This is a genomic window from Nocardioides sp. GCM10028917 (genome assembly GCF_042666175.1).
Taxonomy (GTDB): Bacteria; Actinomycetota; Actinomycetes; order Propionibacteriales; family Nocardioidaceae; genus Nocardioides.
This window is the reverse complement of the sequence record NZ_JBHTFL010000002.1, coordinates 69,254-85,848: the sequence shown is the minus strand read 5'-3', so window position 1 is coordinate 85,848 and position 16,595 is coordinate 69,254. Positions and strand designations below refer to the sequence as shown.

13 protein-coding genes are annotated in these 16,595 nt (G+C 72.3%); 7 read left to right on the top strand and 6 right to left on the bottom strand.

The features are described 5' to 3' along the window. Positions 1 to 56: 56 nt before the first annotated feature. The 4 genes from ACFQW6_RS03370 to ACFQW6_RS03355 all read left to right on the top strand — a co-directional run bounded on the left by ACFQW6_RS03370 (position 57) and on the right by ACFQW6_RS03355 (position 6,504). Positions 57 to 863, top strand: coding sequence for a hypothetical protein (locus tag ACFQW6_RS03370; RefSeq protein WP_378541281.1), 807 nt, complete (start codon positions 57 to 59; stop codon positions 861 to 863). Positions 864 to 939: 76 nt separating this feature from the next. Beyond that, positions 940 to 2,142, top strand: a complete 1,203-nt coding sequence (locus ACFQW6_RS03365) for a phosphatidylserine/phosphatidylglycerophosphate/cardiolipin synthase family protein (RefSeq protein WP_378541321.1) — start codon at positions 940 to 942, stop codon at positions 2,140 to 2,142. A gap of 152 nt (positions 2,143 to 2,294) precedes the next feature. Next, positions 2,295 to 5,732 carry a VWA domain-containing protein gene (locus ACFQW6_RS03360; protein WP_378541279.1) on the top strand — a complete coding sequence of 1,146 codons (3,438 nt, stop codon included), beginning with the start codon at positions 2,295 to 2,297 and terminating at the stop codon, positions 5,730 to 5,732. Positions 5,733 to 5,739: 7 nt separating this feature from the next. Then, entirely contained in the window at positions 5,740 to 6,504 is a 765-nt protein-coding gene (locus tag ACFQW6_RS03355) for a hypothetical protein (protein ID WP_378541277.1), read from the top strand. On the opposite strand, the gene ACFQW6_RS03350 is transcribed toward ACFQW6_RS03355, so the two are convergent. The 3 genes from ACFQW6_RS03350 to ACFQW6_RS03340 all read right to left on the bottom strand — a co-directional run bounded on the left by ACFQW6_RS03350 (position 6,490) and on the right by ACFQW6_RS03340 (position 10,048). Continuing rightward, on the bottom strand, positions 6,490 to 7,341 hold the full coding sequence (locus ACFQW6_RS03350; RefSeq protein WP_378541275.1) for a hypothetical protein: 852 nt from the start codon (positions 7,339 to 7,341) through the stop codon (positions 6,490 to 6,492). The genes ACFQW6_RS03355 and ACFQW6_RS03350 overlap by 15 nt on opposite strands. Next, positions 7,338 to 9,008, bottom strand: coding sequence for an FAD-dependent oxidoreductase (locus tag ACFQW6_RS03345; protein ID WP_378541273.1), 1,671 nt, complete (start codon positions 9,006 to 9,008; stop codon positions 7,338 to 7,340). Before ACFQW6_RS03345 ends, ACFQW6_RS03350 begins: the two co-directional genes overlap by 4 nt. 104 nt (positions 9,009 to 9,112) lie before the next feature. Then, complete coding sequence (locus tag ACFQW6_RS03340; RefSeq protein WP_378541272.1) at positions 9,113 to 10,048, bottom strand: DNA-3-methyladenine glycosylase family protein; 936 nt, start codon at positions 10,046 to 10,048, stop codon at positions 9,113 to 9,115. A 41-nt stretch (positions 10,049 to 10,089) separates the two neighbouring features. Between ACFQW6_RS03340 and kynA the strand changes: the two genes are divergently transcribed. Further along, positions 10,090 to 10,956, top strand: coding sequence for a tryptophan 2,3-dioxygenase (gene kynA, locus ACFQW6_RS03335; RefSeq protein WP_378541270.1), 867 nt, complete (start codon positions 10,090 to 10,092; stop codon positions 10,954 to 10,956). Between the two features lie 477 nt (positions 10,957 to 11,433). Here kynA and ACFQW6_RS03330 read toward each other — a convergent pair whose 3' ends face one another. The 3 genes from ACFQW6_RS03330 to ACFQW6_RS03320 form a co-directional block, all read right to left on the bottom strand. Then, the gene (locus tag ACFQW6_RS03330) at positions 11,434 to 12,243 is read right to left on the bottom strand and encodes a transglycosylase family protein (protein WP_378541268.1); all 810 of its coding nucleotides are present in this window, start codon (positions 12,241 to 12,243) and stop codon (positions 11,434 to 11,436) included. A 288-nt stretch (positions 12,244 to 12,531) separates the two neighbouring features. Beyond that, the gene (locus ACFQW6_RS03325) at positions 12,532 to 12,978 is read right to left on the bottom strand and encodes a hypothetical protein (protein WP_378541266.1); all 447 of its coding nucleotides are present in this window, start codon (positions 12,976 to 12,978) and stop codon (positions 12,532 to 12,534) included. Positions 12,979 to 13,138: 160 nt separating this feature from the next. Next, the gene (locus ACFQW6_RS03320) at positions 13,139 to 13,813 is read right to left on the bottom strand and encodes a hypothetical protein (RefSeq protein ID WP_378541264.1); all 675 of its coding nucleotides are present in this window, start codon (positions 13,811 to 13,813) and stop codon (positions 13,139 to 13,141) included. Between the two features lie 107 nt (positions 13,814 to 13,920). Between ACFQW6_RS03320 and ACFQW6_RS03315 the strand changes: the two genes are divergently transcribed. Further along, on the top strand, positions 13,921 to 15,954 hold the full coding sequence (locus ACFQW6_RS03315; RefSeq protein WP_378541262.1) for a sensor histidine kinase: 2,034 nt from the start codon (positions 13,921 to 13,923) through the stop codon (positions 15,952 to 15,954). Between the two features lie 130 nt (positions 15,955 to 16,084). Continuing rightward, a complete protein-coding gene (locus ACFQW6_RS03310) occupies positions 16,085 to 16,588 on the top strand; it encodes a DNA-binding response regulator (RefSeq protein WP_378541260.1) in 504 nt (167 codons plus the stop codon). The last annotated feature ends 7 nt before the right edge of the window (positions 16,589 to 16,595 follow it).

The window sequence follows — 16,595 nt, the reverse complement described above, 5'->3', positions numbered from 1 at the left end:
GACGAGGCAGCGGCGCCGACTTCTGGTCGTCCGACGCGCCGTCCTACGCTCGCACCGTGCCCCACCCGTCACAGCCGCCGGACCGCGTGCTCGACCTGTTCGCCGCCGAGGGCGTCCTGGAGCCCCTCCCGGGCGGCCGCGGCACGAGCTGGCGAGCCGGTGACCTCGTCCTCTCCCCGGGACACGCCTCCTCCGAGGCCTGGCTGGCGCCGATCCAGGCGCGGCTGGCGGTGCGGCTCGACGAGCGGTCGCCGCGCGCGGTCCGGCTGGCGCTGCCGGTGCCCGCCCGCGACGGCGAGGTCGTCGTTGACGGCTGGGCGGCCACCCGCTTCGAGCCGGGGACGACACAGTGCCGGGACCTCGCGACCTTGAGGGCGACCGGCCACCTCCTGCACGCCCACCTCGCCACCGCCGTGCCCGAGCGACCCGCCGGTCTCGACGCGCGCACCGACCGCTGGGCCGCGGCCGAGCGCCAGGCGTACGACGCCGACGCGGCCGTCGCGGCGGCAGCGGAGCGCCCCGAGCCGGGCCTGGCTGCACTCGTCGACGGGCTCGTGTCCGGGCTGGACGACAGTGACCTGGGCCGCGAGCACCTGGTGCACGCCGACCTCGCTGGCAACGTGCTGCTCGACGCCGCCGGCACCCCGTTCGTCATCGACCTCTCCCCCGCCTGGCGCTCGCCGCTGTGGGCCGAGGCGGTCTGCGTCCTCGACGCGGTGCTGTGGCTCGGCGCACCGAGCACCGCACTGGACGGCTGGCGCACCGGGGTCGAGCGACAGGCGATGCTCCGGGCCGCGTTGTTCCGGGTGCTGTCCGACGAGCCGTGCGACGTCGCCCGCTACGCGGCCCTCGACCTGACCTGAGCCCCGTGCTGGGATCCCTCGCTAGATTGACCCCGTGACCGTCGCCCGCACGCTGACCGCCGTCCGGCGCGCCCTGATGGGACTCGTCGGTCTTCAGCTCACGGTCGCCGTGGCGCTCTCGCTCGTCGACTCCTACCGCCGGCGCGGCAAGCGGCCCAAGCCGTTCCCGGTGACCGGTCCGGGCACCGTGCCGGTGGGCGACGGCGAGATCACCACGTACACCTTCGGCCGCGACCTCTACGACGACATGCTCGCCGCCATCGACGGCGCGAAGAAGCAGATCCTCTTCGAGACCTACATCTGGAAGGGCGACGAGATCGGGTGGAAGTTCAAGACCGCCCTCGCCGCCGCCGCCGACCGCGGGGTCGACGTGCACTGCATCTACGACGGCTTCGCCAACATGGTCGTCTCCCCGGCGTTCAAGCGCTTCCCGCCGTCGCTGAAGGTGCTGCGCTACCCCGTCTGGACGGCGGGCTTCCGCGTCTGGGACCTGCGCCGCTACGGCCGCAACCACCGCAAGATGCTCGTCGTGGACGAGGAGGTCGCGTTCCTCGGCGGCTACAACATCGGCTCGGCCTACGCCACCGAGTGGCGCGACACCCACGTCCGGATCACCGGGCCCGGCGTGTGGGACATGAAGCGTGCCTTCGCCGACTTCTGGAACCTCAACCGCCACCACCGGCTGCGGCGCAACGACCGGCCGCTGCTGATCGAGACGGCGTCCGAGTGGGACCCCCAGATCCGGGTCCACAAGAACATCCCGCGGCAGTGGAACTTCCCCATCCGCAGCATGTACCTCGAGGCGATCGCCCGCGCGACCCGCAACATCTGGCTGACCACGGCCTACTTCCTGCCCGACCAGGACTTCGTGGACGCGCTCGCCGAAGCAGCGCGGCGCGGCGTCGACGTACGCATCCTGCTGCCGCTGAAGTCGAACCACATCGTGGCCGACTGGATCTCGCGCGGCTACTACGGCCAGCTGCTCACCGCCGGCGCGCGGATCCTGCGGTTCAAGGACGCGATGGTGCACGCCAAGACCGCCACCATCGACGGCAGCTGGTCGACCGTCGGCACCGCCAACATCGACCGCCTCAGCCTGCAGGGCAACTACGAGATCAACCTCGAGGTCATCGACCCGGCCTTCGCCGCGGTGATGGAGGAGGTCTTCACCAACGACCAGTCCAATTGCCTCGAGCTGACGTTGTCGGAGTGGGAGGCGCGCGACCTCAACCGGAAGTTCACCGAGAGCTTCCTCGCCCCCCTGCGCCCGCTGCTCTGAGGCCGGTCCGGTGCGTCGGGCACGCTGAGGTCTAGACAGCAGAGGCGATCTTCCGGGAGAGCCTTGTGCGCCCGACGGCGCCGAACCTACGTTTCCCGCACCGTAGGGGGCCGACGGGGGACTCCTGCACCTGTGCAGTTCGGAGTCCGCCCATGGCTCAGACGTTGCTTGCCTCGCGTCGCTCGTCCACCCTCTCGAGCATCCTGGCGATGCTCGTCTCCATGGCCGTGGTGCTGGCCGGCACCGGCTCGGTCACCGCGTCCGCCGCGCCGGCGACGCCCACGGAGCCCACGTACGTCACGGAGCTGAGCCCCGGCTCCGGGGTGCAGGCCAGGTTCGCCGCCCTCGAGGAGTTCTCCCGGGTCCAGGCCCGGCTCACGACGGGTGGCGTGGTGCAGAGCCTCGAGAAGGCCGACAGCCACCTCCAACGAGCGTTGCCGCACCAGAGCGGGGACAGGGGGCTCGACGTCCGCCTGTTCGACGCCGACTCGGCCATGATCGGCCAGCTCAACGTCCTGTCCTCCGCGCAGGCGCAGTCACGTGACGCCATCGGCGCCGGGATCGCCGAGGCGGACCGCATCGCGGCCGTCACCGAGCTCGACACGTTCCTCGCGCTGCCGGTGTCGGCCGTCGGCGGCGAGGGCGCGCGCAACGCGGTCGTCGCTGCGTTCGACAAGGAGTACCGCCAGGTGCTCGAGCACGTGCGCAACAAGAGCTACGCGCAGGCGAGCACGAAGGCTGGGCGGGCTTGGCAGGTGGCCTACACCGCGGTCACCGACTACTGGGCGCAGTCCGACCCGGACGGCGACCTGATCCCCCGCGACCGGGAGATCTCCGCCGGCACCGATCCCGACAAGGCCGACACCGACGGCGACGGGCTCACCGACGCCGTCGAGCTGCTCAACACGTTCACGGACCCCACCCGCCCGTCCACCTACGACGGCATCGCCGACCAGGACGTGGACGTCGACGACGACGGCCTCACCAGCGCCCAGGAGCAGCGGGCCGGCACCGACCCGATCGAGCCCGACACCGACGGTGACGGCCTGCTCGACGGCCGCGAGCTCCAGGACGGCTTCAGCGACCCCTCGGACGAGGACACCGACGACGACGAGCTGCTCGACGACAGCGAGCTGCGGCTCGGGACCGACCCGCGCAAGCCCGACACCGACGGCGACGGCGTCACTGACGGCAAAGAGGTCTACACCTCGACCGTCGAGCGACCGGGCGCGGGGCTGTCGGTCCACCTCACGGGCGTCGGTGACGTGGCCCGGACCGCCGTGACCACCGTCGAGACGTCGCAACCGCTCTACGCCGACATGCCGGGCCGCCTGTCTGCCGCCGTCGACGTGTCCGCCACTGGCGACTTCGAGACCGCCGCCGTGAGCTTCTCCTTCGACCCGGCCGCGGTGCCAGGCGGCAACGTGGACGGCCTGGCCGTGGGCTACTACGACGACGAGGCCGGCTCGATCGTCCCGCTGCCGACCACGGTCAGCAACGGGGTGGCGACCGCGACCACCGACCACTTCACGACGTTCGTGCTCTTCTACGTCCCCAACTGGAACAGCGTCTTCGAGCTCTGGGACCCCACCGACCCGGGCACCGGCGAGCCGGGCGGCGCCGAGTTCGTGGACGTGATGCTCACCCTGGACTCGTCGGGGTCCATGTCGTGGAACGACCCCGAGGGCCTGCGCCGGGAGGCCGGGAAGCGCTTCGTGGACGGCCTGATCGAGGGCGACCGGGTCGGCGTCGTCGACTTCGACTCCTGGGCGACGCTGGCCCAGCCCCTGACCCGCGACTTCGCGACCGCGAAGGGAGCGATCGACGCGATCGACGACAGCGGCGGCACGGACATCGGTGCTGGCGTGTCGGTGGCCAACCGCGAGCTGATCGACAACGGCGACCCCGACCACCTCAAGGCGCAGATCCTGCTGACCGACGGCGAAGGACCGTACTCCCCCAGCCTGACCCAGCAGGCGGTCGACAACGACATCGCGATCTACACGATCGGGCTCGGGCAGTCGGTCGACGACTCGTTGCTGCGGCAGATCGCCGAGGCGACCGGAGGCCAGTACTTCGCCGTCGCAGACGCGGAGGACCTGCCCGAGGTCTTCGACCGCATCGGCGGCGACATCGACGAGGGCGCGGACACCGACGGCGACGGCCTGCTGGACGGCGACGAGGTCCGCGGCGTCGTCACCGGCACCGGCCTCACCGTCATGACCGACCCGTTCGACGAGGACACGGACGACGACGGGCTGTGGGACGGCGACGAGCTGACCTTCGAGCGCGACTGGGGAATCCCCTATCCGGCGTTCTTCTACCGGATGGTGAGCGACCCCCATCAAGGTGACTCCGACGGCGACGGCCTCTCGGACGCCGAGGAGGTCGACGCCGGGGGCGACGCGATGCGCAGCGACGTCGACGGTGATGGTGTCGACGACGGCGAGGAGTACGTCCGCGGATGGGACCTCCTCGCGAGCAACGGGGACGGCGACCGCTTCGACGACTCCGAGGAGCTCGAGGGCGACACTGATCCCTTCACCTACGACCCCTCGCTCGGCGACCGGACGCGGGCCTTCGTCGCCGGCGCGCTCCTCGGCGAGATCGGCTACTGGATCGCGGACCGCGGCCTGACGCCGACCATCAAGGTGCTCGACCCGCCGGGACCCATCCCGCCGACCCTGGTGCCCGGCATCAACGCGGTCGACCCGTGCAACATCCCGTTCGCCGACTGCCAGGACCTGATCGCGTTCGAGCCGTTCCTCGCCGACCAGCCGGAGTACCTCGCCGGCATGATCACGCTGGGCCTCATTCCCTTCGTGGACATCGTCGTCGCGGTGCGCGACACGATCGGCGCGGCGATGCGCGGCGAGTGGGGCTGGGCCATCTTCGAGGTCGCTGCCGGCGCCCTGGGCTTCTTCGTCCCCGTGGCGGGCGACATCCCGGGCATCGTGAAGGACGCAGGCAAGTGGGTGGCGCGCACGGCGAAGGCGGACGAGCTCATCGTGTGGCTCGCCAAGGCGTCGAAGGACAGCAAGGCGTTCGAGGTCCTCTTCATCCCGGTCCTGCGGGTCCTGAAGCCGGGCACCTATTCGAGCCTCAGCGGGAAGATGTCCGACAGCTCGATCCGGCGGCTCGCGCGCGGTGGCCAGAACCTCGACCACATCAAGGCGCTCATCGACGACGCCGCCGTGGAGATCGCGTCGACCGGTGGCAAGTGGTTCGACGAGACCGCCACGCGTGGCTACTGGGGCCGCGAGGCCGAGGACTTCGTGCGCGGTGCGAGCGGAGGCAAGGCCAAGCGGTTCACTGCGCCGGTCAACGGTGGGAAGTTCCGCATCGTCGACGACTTCGTCGACGATGCCGGCACCGTCCGGGTGAACGAGGTGAAGACCGGCGACGGGCGGCTCGACTCGCGAGCGCAGACGCAGATCGACAAGGACGCCTACCTGGTCAACAACGGCGACGTGGACGACTACACGTGGAACTTCTTCCCCAGCGGTCGGTCCGACCGGGTCGGCCCCGACGCCGACCTGCTGGCGGAGCTGAAGGCGAAGGGGATCGCGGTGAAGGTGTGGCTGCCATGATGACGCCATGCTGATCGGGGACCCGGCGTCGCCGGAGCGGGCGCGGGACTTCTGCACCCGGTGGCCGGGCCTCCTCAGGGACCGCTTGGCGTGGTTCGTGTCGGAGGTCGGCGCCGGTGCGCCGGGACCCGACGCCCTCGACGGCCTCGTCGTCACGGTCGTCGACCGGATCGGCGAGCAGAGGACGGTCGATCCCGTCCCCGAGTGGTACGACGCGTCGCTGGCGTCGGCCGGGTGGTCGGCGTACGGCGCCGCCCTCGCCGAGGGCCTGATGGCGTACGTCGGGGAGATCTACGCCATGCGCCTCGGCCGACCGCTCCCCTGGGTGCTGGACGAGGACCCGAAGAGCGCCTACCACCTCAAGCCGGTGGTGGACGTCGAGGGAATCGCTCCCCCGTGGCGGCAGGTGATCGGCACGGTGCGGCAGGTGCAGTCGGGCACCGACCCGGCTCGGCTGCGCAGCGTCGTGGAGCACAGCCTGGCCCAGGTCCCCGTCCCGGGACCGACGCGTCCCGAGCAGGCGGTGGACCTCGTCGAGGTCACCGCAGTCGACGGTGGGCGCTGGCAGGTGTCCTTCCCCGAGGACATCGACGCCCGTCTCGGCCTCGCTGCGTACGCCGACCTCGAGGACGCGCTCGCCCGCGTCGACGGCGTGACCGGTGCCGTCATGGAGGACCGCGACCGCGCCCTGCTCAGCACGGGCGAGGGCGTCGACCGGGCCGACCTCGAGCGCCGGCTGACCCGGGCGGTCAACGCGCTACTCGACGGGTAGCCGGGGACTCCGGAGGGCGAGGATCCAGGCCGACACGACCGCGATCCACGCCAGGCCGGCGACGTACGCCGCCGCCTGCCAGCCCGACCAGTCGAGCGCGTCGCCGTACCGGAGCAGTGCGATGGCCTCGAGCACGACGAACGCCGCCCCGGTGAGCCCCACGGGCCGCACCGACTCCCGGTCGTCGACCAGCCGGGCGTGGGCCGAGGCCCAGCCGAGCCCGACCAGCCACGCACCGATGGCGCGGGCGGTGAGCGGCGTCAGGGGCCACGCCCACGCGTCGGCGGCCCACTCGGGCGCCAGCAGCAGCGCGACACCCGTGGCGAGCAGCAGCGCAGCGAGGCCGACCAGCAGCCACCGCAGGCCCGCCGGCAGGCGTACGACGTCCACGACCATCGTGCCGCCGGCGCGCGCCTGCAGCACCAGGCCGACGACCATCGCGACCGGCACCCCGGCGTAGATCGCCAGCCAGCCCCAGGTGATCGCCCGAGCGCTCGCGGCGTGCTCGGCGCCGAGGTGGAACTTGTCGAGGTGGATGAGCGTGACGACCAGCGTGAGGACCGTGAAGACCAGCACGGTCCACACGGTGAGGCGGGCGCGGCCCCACGTGCGTGAGCGCGCGCCCGCGACCTCCAGGACGGCGCTGGACCAGTACGCCGCGCCGAGGAACACCGCCGTCATCGGCACGTCGATGGTCCACGAGAACCACTCCGCGGTCCGGGTCGGGAAGACCGTCAGCTGGAAGCCGGCGAGGAATACGAGCACCGCCGCGACGACCAGGAGCACCCGCATGCCGCGGGTGACCGGCGCGCCGGTCCCGGCTCGGTGCCGGCTCATGCGGTCGGTGTCGTCTGCGGGTGCGCCGCGAGGTAGCCGTGCAGCGTGGCGATGACCGTCGCGCCGTCCCCGACGGCTGTCGCGACCCGCTTGATCGACCCGGCGCGCACGTCGCCGACGGCGAAGACGCCGGACAGGCTCGTCTCGAGCGGCAGGCGCCCCTCCCCGCCGGTCACGACGAACCCGGCCGCGTCGCGCTCGATCTCCGCGGGCAGCCACTGCGTGCGGGGCACCGAGCCGATGAGCACGAAGAGGCCGCCGGCCGGGACCTCCTCGCCCCCACCGGGACCACCGTGCTGCTCACCCAGGGTGAGCGCGGCCAGGCACCCGTCCTCCTCGCGCCCGTCCAGCACCGCCGTGCCGTAGCGGATGCCGACGTTGCGCGTGGCGTCGAGCTGCGCGATGAGGTACTCCGACATGCTCGCCGCGAGCGACGCACCCCGCACCAGCAGCGTCACGTGGCGGGCGTAGCGCGCCAGGTGGAGAGCCGCCTGGCCGGCCGAGTTGCCGCCGCCGATCACGTAGACCTCCGTCCCGGCCATCGACGGCGCCTCGGCGACGGCCGCGCCGTAGAAGACCCCTCGTCCGACGAGGCCCTCGAGCGCGGGCACCCCGAGGCGGCGGTAGTCGACGCCGGTGGCGATGACGACGCTGCGGCTGCGGATGACGCTGCCGTCGGACATCGACACCGTCCGCAGGTCGCCGTCCGTCCCGAGCTCCTGCACCTCGCGCAGGAACGAGTAATCGCTGCCGAAGGACCACGCCTGCTGGAACGACCGGTAGGCCAGGTGCGCGCCGCTGACGCCGCGCGAGAAGCCGGGATAGTTGCGGATGAGCGAGGACGTGCCGGCCTGCCCGCCCACCGCGGCCTGCTCGACCACCATCGTCGAGAGCCCCTCGGAGGAGGCGTACACCGCCGCCGCCAGGCCGCTCGGGCCCGCGCCCACCACGACGACGTCGTAGACGTGGTCCGGCGACAGGGGGCTCATCAGCCCGAACGCATCGGCGATCTCGAGGTCGGTGGGAGCGACGAGCGTCGTGGGCGGGTTGGTGAAGGCGAGCTGGAGCACGGGAAGCTCGGGGTCGGTGAGGCCGAGCCCGGCCAGCAGGCGGTTGGCGGACTCGGTGCCGACCTGGTGGAAGCCGACGGGGATGTGGTTGCGTCCGAACTGGTCGCGCAGCGCATGGGTGCGCTCGTCGCGCTGCTCGCCGATCATCCGCACCGCCTCGAAGCCGATGCCCTGGGCGAGGTGCCAGTCGTCCAGCGTGTCGGTGATCGCGCCGTGGAACTCCTCGTCGCGCCGGCGCTCGGGTCGCAGGAGGACCAGCTCGGCGTGCCCGTGGGCGACCGCGGCGAAGACGTCTCCGGTGCTGGCGAAGTCGCCCCAGATGGCGGCGACCGCCCGCTTGGCCGACGGGTGCAGCGAGTAGGCGCGGCGCAGGAAGTCGAGGCCGCCGCGGTCGTCGGGGCCGTAGCAGGCGATCACGAGCGCCACCTGCCGTCCCCACCGGCGGAGCCCTTCGAGCACCGCGCGGGCGTGCTCGTAGCTCGCGCAGACGACCACCTCGTAGTCGCCTCCGTACCTGCGCCGCAGCTCCGACCCCAGCACGTCCCTCGACGTATCGTCGGTGGTTGCGAGCAGCAGGACGGGATCGACGTCGCCCATGGCGGCCCTCCCTCAAGCCTTCACATCGGCCTCGACGCTACTCCGGGCCCACCGCGGGCGGCGACACCATTTCTGGGGGTCTGGACCGGGACGCCCGCGGACGGTCAGCGGGTCGGGAGGTGCGTCGGGACGCTCATCCGTGGGCCGCGCCGTGGCCGGGACCGACCACCGGCCATGGCCATGGCGGCGGCGCGACCGCGCTGCGGGCGGTAGGGCTCGAGCAGCTCACCCATCTCCGCGTCGGTGATGTCGTGGCCGACGAGCGCCCAGCCGACCCAGTTGGCGAGGTGGTAGTCGCCGAAGCTGACTGCGTCGGGGTCGCCCAGCGCCCGCTGGCGCACCTCGGCGCTCGTCCACACGCCGATGCCCCGGACCGACCGGAGCCGGCGGTCGGCCTCGTCGGCGGACACCTCGGCCGCCCGCTCGAGGGACGACGCCAGCTGGCAGGCAGTGACCATCGTGCGCGACTGGGCGGGCTGTACGCCGAGGCGCAGCCACTCCCACGACGGGATCGCGGCGATCGTCTCGGGGGTCGGCTGCAGCATCAGCCGCAGCGGCGCGACGGGGCCGGGCGCGGGCTCGCCGTGGCGTCGTACGAGCTCGCGGAACGAGCCGAACGCCTGCTTGCCGGTGACCTTCTGCTCGAGGATCGAGGGCACGAGCGACTCCATCACCAGCCCGGTGCGCCCGATGCGCCAGTGCCGGTGGGTGCGCCAACCGGCCGCGACCTCGGGGTGGTGGTGCGGCTCGAAGCCGGACGGGTCGTCATCGGCGCCCAGCAGCGCCGGCATCCGGTCGAGCGCCCACTCCGCTCCGGGCCCCCAGGCTCGGCCGAGGACCTCACCGGCCGACGCCCGCGGCTCCACGCACAACGACGCCGGCCCCTCCGGCGTGCGCATGGCGCGCCAGGTCCGGCCGGACTCCTCGTGGCGCTGCGTCGGGTCGCCCGCCCCCCGGCGCTGCGGGCGGAGCACCTGCGCCGGCGCGCACGGCCAGTCGGGCGCCCAGGTGCGGGTGCGCTCGGCAGTCGTGGGGGCCATGGGTGCGACGGTAGACGAGGACACCGACTACCTTGCACCTCATGGCACAGGGAGCGGGCGACACACCGAACCGGCGCGACCTCGAGGAGGGCATCCAGCGCGACTTCTCGCAGTCGATGTCCTACGGCGACTACCTGCGACTCGACGTGCTCCTGTCGGCCCAGCAGCCGCTGTCCGACCCGCAGCAGCACGACGAGCTGCTCTTCATCATCCAGCACCAGACGAGCGAGCTCTGGCTCAAGCTGTTGATCCACGAGCTGCGCTCCGCGCGCGCGCTGCTGCGGACCGACGACCTCTCGCCCGCGCTCAAGCGACTGGCACGGGTCAAGCACATCCAGCACACGCTCACCGACCAGTGGTCGGTGCTCGCCACGCTGACGCCCTCGGAGTACGCCGAGATCCGACCGTTCCTCGCGACCAGCTCGGGCTTCCAGTCCGCGCAGTACCGCGAGGTCGAGTTCCTGCTCGGCAACAAGAACGCCGACATGGTGAAGGTCTTCTCCCACGACGACGCCGCCCGCACCGCGCTGGACGAGCTGCTGCACGAGCCGTCGCTGTACGACGAGTTCCTGGCCTACCTCGCACGTCAGGGGTACGCCGTCCCGCAGCGGCTGCTCGACCGCGACTGGACGCAGCCGCACACCACCGACGCCGAGCTCGTCGACCTCTTCGCGTCCGTGTACTCCGCCCCCGCCGAGCACTGGGGCGTCTACGAGACCTGCGAGGAGCTCGTCGACGTCGAGGACGCCTTCCAGCAGTGGCGCTTCCGCCACCTCCAGGTCGTGCAGCGGGTCATCGGTCACAAGACCGGCACGGGCGGGTCGTCGGGCGTCGACTTCCTGCGCCGCGCGCTCGACCTGACGTTCTTCCCCGAGCTGTACCAGGTGCGCACCCGCATCGGGGAGTAGACGCCTCGTCGGCGGACGTGGCTCGCCCGGGTGCGCGACCACAGTTTCCTTGATCTGCTGCCGCCCGGGTGCGGCTGCGACATTCGCTCGTCGGGCCACTGCCTCGCCCTCGGGCGAGTACAAGGGAGCCCTCCACATCTTCTGGAAGGAGTCGATTTGCGACGTCCGTGCGACCTTGGCAGACGCCGGAGTGGAGGGCCGCTTACGAATCCCTCGTCACTCCGGTGCATCGACGTGCCGTGAAGACCTGATCAGCCTGTTGGGGAACCAGTTGCATTCACATCTGCGGGATCGAGGTGGATTCCGTTCCCCAGCGCACACCCCTGCAGCGGGCTTTCACTCACCTGGGCCGACGTCCTGTAGGGAGTAGGCGCGGGTGGGGAACGATCGGGCTGCCGATCAACTCGATCGACAGCCCGACGGTTCCCCAGCTGAATCGACGTCAGCTCAGGTGGCGTTACTCACCCGGTGTCAAGCTCAGAGCAGGCGCCCGCAGTTCGGCCACGGCGAGCGGCCGCGCTGCTTGTAGAGCAGCTTCGCGCGATAGGTCTGCTCACCGGCGGAGGCGTTCGTGGGGATGCCGGAGCCGCCCACGCTGCGCCACGTGCCCAGGTCGAACTGGTAGAGCCCGTAGTAGCCGGCCGGGTTGACCGCGCGCGGGTTGCCGCCGGACTCGCAGTTGGCGAGCGCGCCCCAGTTGAGGCCGTCGGCCCCGGTGACGGCGTAGGGCTGGCGACCGACGAGCACGCGGCGCGGGCGCGGGTCCTTGACGACCTTGCGCTTGACCACGCGGTACTTCACCGGCTCGCCGTTGTGGAGGGTCTTCACGGCGACGACCTTCCGGACGCCGGGGCGACCCTCGCGCACGACCTTGCGGCGGCCGGGCTCGAGCTTGGTCGTCGGGACCTCGACGGTGCCGGCACGCACGCGCTCACGCTTGGACTTGCGCTCCTTGACGACATCGGTCAGGCGTACGACGTCGCCCTGGCGCAGGCGCTTGCGGGGACCGCTGACCTCGCGGCCGTCGCGGACGACGTCGACGAGGTCGTTGCCGTCGACGGGGACGCCCTGCGTCTCGAGGAGCTCACCGGGCCACGCGCGCGGAACGGTCGCCACGTCGACGGGCGGCTGGTCGGCCACCTTGAGGCGTACGGCGACGGCGTCGCGGCTCGTCTCCTGCGCGACGGCGCTGCTGGGCACCAGGGTCAGGGCGAGGGCGGCTGCGGCGGCGCCGGCGGCGGCACCTCGCAGGCGGGCGGACAGGGCGGGTGTGGTGGTGGCACGCACGTGCTTCGGACCTCACGGGTTGTGCGCCTCCGGGGGCGCTCGGACGCGACACCGTCGAGTCAGGCGTCGAGGCCGCGGCGGGCAACACCTCGCGATGGGAGGCGCCCCGTTCGCGACGGGGACCCTGGCCTGCGGCTCTTCCACCAGAACACGATTGCCCGGTCATGTCGAATCCCGGGCAGGGCGGGGCCCGCGCCCGCACGCCTGCCCTGAGCGTGCCGGGACGCCAGGATCCGACCGGTCCGCGTGAGGCAACTCACGGGGCCGGCCGGGTCGTGGCGTACGTCCTCAGGGGTCGTCCGCGCGTGCGTAGTCGTCCAGGGACGAGGCCCACATCCGGGCGACGAGACGTCCCATCGGCCCCCGGTGCATCAGCGTCAGCAGCAGCTTCTGCCACGAGCGGGCTCCTGGGTTCTGCCACTCGACCTCCAGCCGACTCCCCCCGTCCGCCGTGGGCGCGATCCGCACGGTGCCGTCGCCCGTGCCGCCGTAGCTGCTCTCCTCGACCCTCGTCCGGATGACGGCCGGATCGGACCAGTCGTAGCGGGCGACCACCCAGAACGGGGACCGGGGCGTGGCCTCCCGCGCGACCGCCCAGTCCTCGCCGAGCTCGCGCACCTCGAACCTCTTGGGGTCGAGCGTGCGGTGCCAGATCTCCAGACGACGCTCGGTGAAGTCGGTGAAGGCGGCCCGCACCTGCTCCGGGGACGCCTGCGTGATCACCTCGAACCTCATCACTCACACACCCGCCACCCGCACCCCGTGCCGACTCGTGACCGACCGGAACGCCTCGATCGACTCCTCGACAAGTCGGTCGGGCGGCACCGAGCCCGCGAAGTCGGCGAAGAACCGTCCTGCGCCCAGTCGTCTCCTCCTCGTGCAGTTCTGTCGGTGCTCATGACATGGCTCCTTCCGGTGCGCGACGGACGAGGCCGACGAGCCCGGCCGCGACCAACCAGACACCGGCGAGCCCGGCGACTGGGAACAGTGGGTCGAAGGTGTCGACGAAGGCGATGGTGGCGGTGGCCAGCGCGAACGCGAGGCCGCCGAGCACCCCGAACGGCATGACGATCTTGTTGCCGAGGGCTCGGGTACGGCCGCCGACGACCGCCAGCGCCGCGATCATCAGTCCCCAGGCGGGGTTCACGATCGTCTCCACACCCATGAACGCGGCGACGAGCGGCGTCGTGTGGCCGTGCTCGACGTCGGCGGCCTGGGTGGCGGCGAACAGGTGGACCACGGCCCCGAGCGTCGCGACGACCGCGACGACGGCACCGATCGACAGGGTCCTGCCGAGGCGGTCGTGCACGGCCGGGTCCCGCCGGAGCGCGAGGAGACCGGCGGCGACGCACGCGAAGCCCAGCAGGGCCACGAGGTGGGCCGGGTACCAGGCCGAGTCGACGAGCATCGAGTGCAGCTGCTCTGTCTTGTCCCCCTCGTCGCTGCCCTGCGGGTGCAGGGGGCCGCCGGCGAAGAACGCGACGCCACCGACGACCAGGAACAGGAAGCCGGTGCGGGCGACGCGCGGCGTGGTGGTGGCAGTGGGGCGGGTGCGGCTCGCGGTGGTCATGCCTTCACGGTCCACCGTGTCGCGGTGCCGCACATCCGGGCGCACCCGGGAGCGTTTCGAGGGTCAACCCTGGTACGCCGACGCGCGAGCCGTGCCAACATCGATGGATGAGCCCGGCCCTCGCTGCCGACCAGGTGGGGTACGACGACCCGCGCTCGCTCGCGGGCGAGGTCGTCGTCGGCAGCCTGGGCCTGCTCGTCCTCGGCCTCGTCGCCTACGGCGCGACCCTCGACTTCCACGTCGGCAACCGCCACAACGCGCTCCTCGCCCTCACCTTCGCCGGCGTCGGGCTCTACGTGCTCTGGGCGCGGCCCGGGCAACGCATGGGTCTCCTCTTCGTCCTGCTCGGGGTCGCGGACGCCGCCATGTACTTCGGCCGCCAGGCCGGGCTGCACAGCCCGGCCCTCCCGGGAGGAGCGTGGCTCGCCTGGGTGTCGATCTGGCTCGTGCCGCTGGTCATGGCGGCCGCCGGCGTCGGCATCATGGTCTTCCCGACGGGCGAGCACCTGTCGTGGCGGTGGCGCGCCGCGTCGCGCACGATGGTCGGGGTCGCGTCCCTGATCGCGCTTGCGTCGGCACTGTGGCCGATCGAGGACGACTGGAGCCACAGCCGCCTCGTGTTCCCCTTCGACCTCGGCGGCGATGACGTCGCCCGGGCGGTCGTCTGGCCGGTGATGCTCAGCTCCTACCTCGGCTTCCAGGTCCTGTGGGCTGCGGCGGTCGTCACCCGGCTGCGCCGGGCCGACAGGGTCGAGGTACGCCAGCTGCGGTGGTTCGTGTTCGCCGTGGCCGTCTCCGCGCTGCTCATGCTCACCGGGCAGCTTGTCTGGGACACGCCGCTCCTCGGGCTGCTCAGCCTCCCGCTCGTGCCTCTGGCGGCGGGCGTGGCGATCGTGCGGTACCGCCTCTTCGACATCGACCCGATCATCAACAAGGCGCTGGTCGGTGGTGCGATGGTCCTGCTGGTCTCCGGCGGCTACGTCGCGCTGGTCGTCGGGGTGGGCGCCCTGATCCCCGTGTCGGACCGAGTGCTGGCCCTCGCCGCGACAGCCGCCGTGGCGGTGGTCTTCGAGCCGGTGAGACGACGTGCCCAAGGCTTGGCCGATCGGCTCGTCTACGGCCGGCGCGCGACGCCGTACGAGACGCTGTCGCGCCTGTCCGCCCAGCTGTCCCGCAACGACGAGGGACTGCTGGAGGGACTGGCGGCGACGATCGCCGGGGGCGTCGGCGCGTGCGAGGTGGTGGTCTGGCTCGGCGGCGCGGAGCACATGACGGCCGTCGCCGCGTGGCCGACCCCAGCCCCCGCGGGCGCCAGCTCGCTCGCCGAGCTGGGCGGCCGGCGGGAGCTGGTGCGGCCGGTGTCGCGCGACGGCGTCGTGCAGGGAGCGCTGGCGCTGACGATGGCGCCCGGCGAGGCGATGTCCCCGGCCAAGGACCAGCTCCTCGAAGACCTGGTGGCCCAGACCGGTCTGGTCATCGACCACCGTGCCCGCCTCGAGGAGGTGGCCCGGCAGGCGGCCGAGCTGCAGGCAGCCGCCCGACGGATCGTCGCGGCCGAGGACTCCGCACGACGCCGGATCGAGCGAGACCTCCACGACGGCGCGCAGCAGCGGCTGGTGTCCCTGGGAATGGAGCTCGGGGCGCTCGTCGAGCGCGCTGCGGCGTCGGGCGACCCTGACCTGGTGCTCCGCGCGGAGCACGCCCGCACCCAGCTGCTCGAGGCGACCGCGGAGCTGCGCGAGATGGCGCGCGGGGTGCACCCGGCGGTGCTCACCCAGGACGGCCTCGAGGCCGCGCTGGCCAACCTCGCCGACCGCTCGTCCCTGCCCGTCCGGTTGCACCTGACCCTCGACCGGAGGCCGCCGGCGGAGGTCGAGGCGACGACGTACTTCCTCGTCAGCGAGGCGCTCACCAACGCCGCGCGTCACGCGGGTGCCCACGTCGTCGACGTCGGCGTGTCGCTCGACCGGGATCGCCTCACCGTCGAGGTGCGCGACGACGGCACCGGTGGTGCGAGGCTCGCCCCCGACCGGGGCCTGCAGGGCCTCGCCGACCGGCTCTCGGCGCTGGACGCTCGCCTGGAGGTGGTCAGCCCGCCGGGCGGAGGAACCACGGTCAGGGCGGTGCTGCCGTGCGAGTGATCCTCGCCGACGACTCCGTGCTCCTGCGCGAGGGGTTGGCGAGGATCCTCACCGACTCGGGCTTCGAGGTCGTCGGACAGGCGGGTGACGCGCCGTCGCTCGTGACCTGGTCCGGCAGCAGCCGCCGGACGTGGTCGTGGTGGACCTGCGGATGCCGCCCGGGTTCGCGAGCGAGGGCATCGACGCCGCCACGGAGATCCGCGCGTTCGCCCCGTCCGTCGGGCTGGTGCTGCTCTCGCAGCACGTGGAGGTCCACCACGCGATGCGCCTGATGACCGACTTCGACGGAGGCGTGGGCTACCTGCTCAAGGACCGGGTCTTCGACCTCGCGGCATTCGCCGGCGACGTACGCCGGGTCGCGGGTGGCGACGTGGTCCTCGACTCCGAGCTGGTGACCCGGCTGGTGGCGCGACGTCGCCACGACGACCCGCTCGACCGCCTCACCGCACGTGAGCGCGACGTGCTCGCGCTGATGGCCCGGGGCCTCACCAACGCAGCGCTGTGCTCCGAGCTGCACCTGAGCCCCAAGACCGTCGAGGGCCACGTGCGGAGCATCTTCACCAAGCTCGACCTCGGCCCCGACGAGCGGTCGCACAGGAGGGTCCTTGCGGTGCTGAGATTCCTGCGCGCGTGAGGCGTGG

Excerpts from the sequence above, each read along its gene's own strand:
- ACFQW6_RS03360 (WP_378541279.1), top strand. The coding sequence starts at position 2,295 with ATGGCTCAGACGTTGCTTGCCTCGCGTCGCTCGTCCACCCTCTCGAGC.
- ACFQW6_RS03340 (WP_378541272.1), bottom strand. The coding sequence starts at position 10,048 with ATGGCCCCCACGACTGCCGAGCGCACCCGCACCTGGGCGCCCGACTGG.
- ACFQW6_RS03350 (WP_378541275.1), bottom strand. The coding sequence starts at position 7,341 with ATGAGCCGGCACCGAGCCGGGACCGGCGCGCCGGTCACCCGCGGCATG.
- ACFQW6_RS03315 (WP_378541262.1), top strand. The coding sequence starts at position 13,921 with ATGAGCCCGGCCCTCGCTGCCGACCAGGTGGGGTACGACGACCCGCGC.
- ACFQW6_RS03345 (WP_378541273.1), bottom strand. The coding sequence starts at position 9,008 with ATGGGCGACGTCGATCCCGTCCTGCTGCTCGCAACCACCGACGATACG.
- kynA (WP_378541270.1), top strand. The coding sequence starts at position 10,090 with ATGGCACAGGGAGCGGGCGACACACCGAACCGGCGCGACCTCGAGGAG.
- ACFQW6_RS03325 (WP_378541266.1), bottom strand. The coding sequence starts at position 12,978 with ATGAGGTTCGAGGTGATCACGCAGGCGTCCCCGGAGCAGGTGCGGGCC.
- ACFQW6_RS03320 (WP_378541264.1), bottom strand. The coding sequence starts at position 13,813 with ATGACCACCGCGAGCCGCACCCGCCCCACTGCCACCACCACGCCGCGC.
- ACFQW6_RS03355 (WP_378541277.1), top strand. The coding sequence starts at position 5,740 with ATGCTGATCGGGGACCCGGCGTCGCCGGAGCGGGCGCGGGACTTCTGC.
- ACFQW6_RS03365 (WP_378541321.1), top strand. The coding sequence starts at position 940 with ATGGGACTCGTCGGTCTTCAGCTCACGGTCGCCGTGGCGCTCTCGCTC.